This is a genomic window from Veillonella sp. oral taxon 780 str. F0422 (assembly GCF_000221605.1).
GTDB lineage: Bacteria > Bacillota > Negativicutes > Veillonellales > Veillonellaceae > F0422.
In genome coordinates this window covers 1-2,958 of the sequence record NZ_AFUJ01000069.1, presented here as the reverse complement: position 1 = coordinate 2,958, position 2,958 = coordinate 1, and the positions used below count along the sequence as shown (strand labels likewise).

The 2,958-nt window shown below is 37.6% G+C and carries 2 protein-coding genes and 1 pseudogene; 1 reads left to right on the top strand and 2 read right to left on the bottom strand.

The genetic code is table 11. The features are described from left to right. Nucleotides 1-222: pseudogene (locus HMPREF9200_RS07645) on the top strand (S-adenosylmethionine decarboxylase); the annotation flags it as partial. A gap of 141 nt (nt 223-363) precedes the next feature. Here the strand turns inward: HMPREF9200_RS07645 and HMPREF9200_RS07640 are convergent. Together HMPREF9200_RS07640 and leuS are read right to left on the bottom strand one after the other, a co-directional pair. Further along, a complete protein-coding gene (locus HMPREF9200_RS07640) occupies nt 364-843 on the bottom strand; it encodes a dCMP deaminase family protein (RefSeq protein WP_009354146.1) in 480 nt (159 codons plus the stop codon). 12 nt (nt 844-855) lie between these two features. Further along, nucleotides 856-2,958, bottom strand: a 2,103-nt coding sequence (gene leuS / locus HMPREF9200_RS07635; protein WP_009354147.1) for a leucine--tRNA ligase, incomplete at its 5' end; no start/stop codon positions are given.

The following is a 2,958-nucleotide window of genomic DNA, read 5'->3' as shown; positions in this document are numbered from 1 at the left end:
ATGAAAGAATTACAACGATCTGTGGGTTCTGAAAAAGTAAAGGCTACTAGCATCCGTCGTGGTGACTTTGGTAATGAAAGAGACATGAAGCCTCGTAAACAGTCTTCTCTAACTGCTATGGGTAGAGTTACACGAACTCGTAAACGGTTGACAAAAACTGGCAAAAATATTACTTCTAAAAGTGTAAAAGCCATCAAAAAAGTAATGGGTAACAACAAATAAATATCGAACATACAAACGGCTAGCCCTTAATGGAAACTAGCCGTTCTTTTGTTCGATATTATACTATTCCAACATAAAAGGCTGAACTTAGGAATATATCCTCAAGTTCAGCCTTATTATATACAGATGTAGCCTTTACAATTATAGTTGTAAAGATAATTGTCTACCACTTGGTTCATAAGCCGTAATAGTTACTCCGGCAGTTTGAAACAATCGTTTTGATGCTTGCACTTCTCGTGTATCTTTGTAATCATCGCGCCAATAGATAACTTCTTTAATACCACTTTGAATGATGGCTTTTGCACATTCATTACAAGGAAATAAAGTGACATATATTTTACTTCCTTCTAGTGAACCACCACGATAATTTAAAATGGCATTCAGTTCACTATGAACGATATAAAAATATTTATTATCTTCTTCTCGATTACGATTCCAAGAGAAATCATCATCATCACAACCTAAGGGCATACCATTATAACCGATAGATAAAATTTTATTATCATCGCTCACAATACAAGCCCCTACTTGTGTATTGGGATCTTTGGAGCGTTGCCCTGCTAACATAGCAACACCCATAAAATATTCATCCCAGCTAATATAGTCCTTACGTTTTTCCATAGGAACCTCGTTTTATTTGACTACAATATTAATTAATTTTGTAGGCACTACAATCACTTTCACAACAGTTTTACCCTCTGTAAACTCTTGTACACGTGGTAATGCTTTCGCAGCTGCTTCTAATTCTTCTTTAGATAATGAAACAGATACTGTCAATTTATCACGCACTTTACCATTCACTTGAACTGCCACTTCTACCTCATCTACCACTAGAGCAGATTCTTCATAAGTTGGCCAAGATGCAGCATGTACAGAACCTTCAAATCCACATTCATGCCAGATTTCTTCAGTAATATGCGGTACAAATGGTGCTAGCAATAATGTTAATTTTTCAACTAATTCTTTTGCTAAATCGCTTTGTACAGAGTCATGGCTATCTTTAAATTGGTACATAGCATTTACCAACTCCATAACAGTACTGATGGCAGTGTTAAAATTGAATTTACCATCTAAGTCTTCTGTTACTTTTTTGATAGCACGATGTAATTCACGGCGTAATGCTGTTTCATCTTTGGATAAGCTATCATGATGCCCTGATGTACCTAATTGTTGGTATGTATCGATAATGCGCCATACACGACCTAAGAAACGATAGGAACCTTCTACCCCTTGGTCGCTCCAGTCCAAATCACGATCTACTGGTGCTGCGAATAAGATGAATAAACGAGCTGTATCTGCACCGTATTTGGCAATGATTTCTTCTGGAGATACTACATTGCCTTTAGATTTAGACATTTTAGAACCTTCTTTTAACACCATGCCTTGTGTTAATAAGGCTTTGAAAGGCTCATCCACTTCTACTAAACCGATATCATGTAGTACTTTCACAAAGAAACGTGCATATAATAAGTGCAAGATCGCATGTTCAATACCGCCAATATATTGATCTACATTCATCCAGTATTTCGCGATTTCTTTATTAAATACTTCTTTGTCATTACGAGCATCTGTATAGCGCAAGAAATACCAAGAAGAATCGATAAATGTATCCATGGTATCGATTTCACGTCGAGCAGGACCACCGCAGCAAGGGCATGTTGTGTTTAGGAAGTTTTCAGATGTGGCTAATGGAGAGATAGCACCGCCGTCAAAGGATACATCTTCTGGAAGTTTTACAGGCAATTGCTCCTCTGGCACTAATTGTTCTCCACATTTTTCACAGTATACAACTGGAATAGGGCAACCCCAATAGCGTTGGCGAGAAATCAACCAGTCACGAAGACGGAAGTTTACAGTTTTACGACCTGTACCTTGTTCAGTGAAGTAATCACCTAATGCTTGACGCGCTTCTTCAGAAGTTTTGCCATTAAAGTCGCCGGAGTTCACCAATATACCATCTTCAGTGAATGCTGTATCTAAGGAAGCAAAATCCAAATCTTGTGCTGCATTTTGGATGACCCAATTCACAGGTAAATCATATTTTTTTGCAAAGGCATAGTCTCTTTCATCATGAGCTGGAACACCCATAACAGCACCAGTACCATAGTCTGCTAGTACATAGTTAGCAATCCAAATTGGCACTTCTTTACCTGTTATAGGGTGTGTCGCATAAGAACCTGTGAACATACCTACTTTTTCTGCTTCTGTAGAAGTACGCTCAATATCACTTTGGTTACGCAATGTTTCAATGAACGCCTCTAGCTCTACTTTATTAGAAGCATCCTGAATCAATTCTTTTACATATGGATGTTCTGGAGCTAATACTACATAAGATACACCAAATAAAGTATCTACACGAGTAGTATAGACTTCAAAGGATTTATCAATTTTAGGCACATAAAAAGCAAATTGTGTACCTTCACTGCGACCGATCCAGTTACGTTGCATCGCTTTTACACGGTCAGGCCATTGGTCCAATGTATCTAAATCATCTAGCAAACGATCTGCATAGTCTGTAATTTTAAAGAACCATTGTTTTAAGTCTTTTTTCACTACATCATTATCACAGCGCCAGCATTTGCCATCAATAACTTGTTCGTTAGCCAATACTGTATGGTCATGTTCACACCAGTTTACTTTTGCTTCTTTTTTATAGGCCAAGCCTTTTTTATAAAATTGTTGGAATATCCATTGTGTCCAACGATAGTAATCTTCTTTGCAAGTCGCAACTTCACG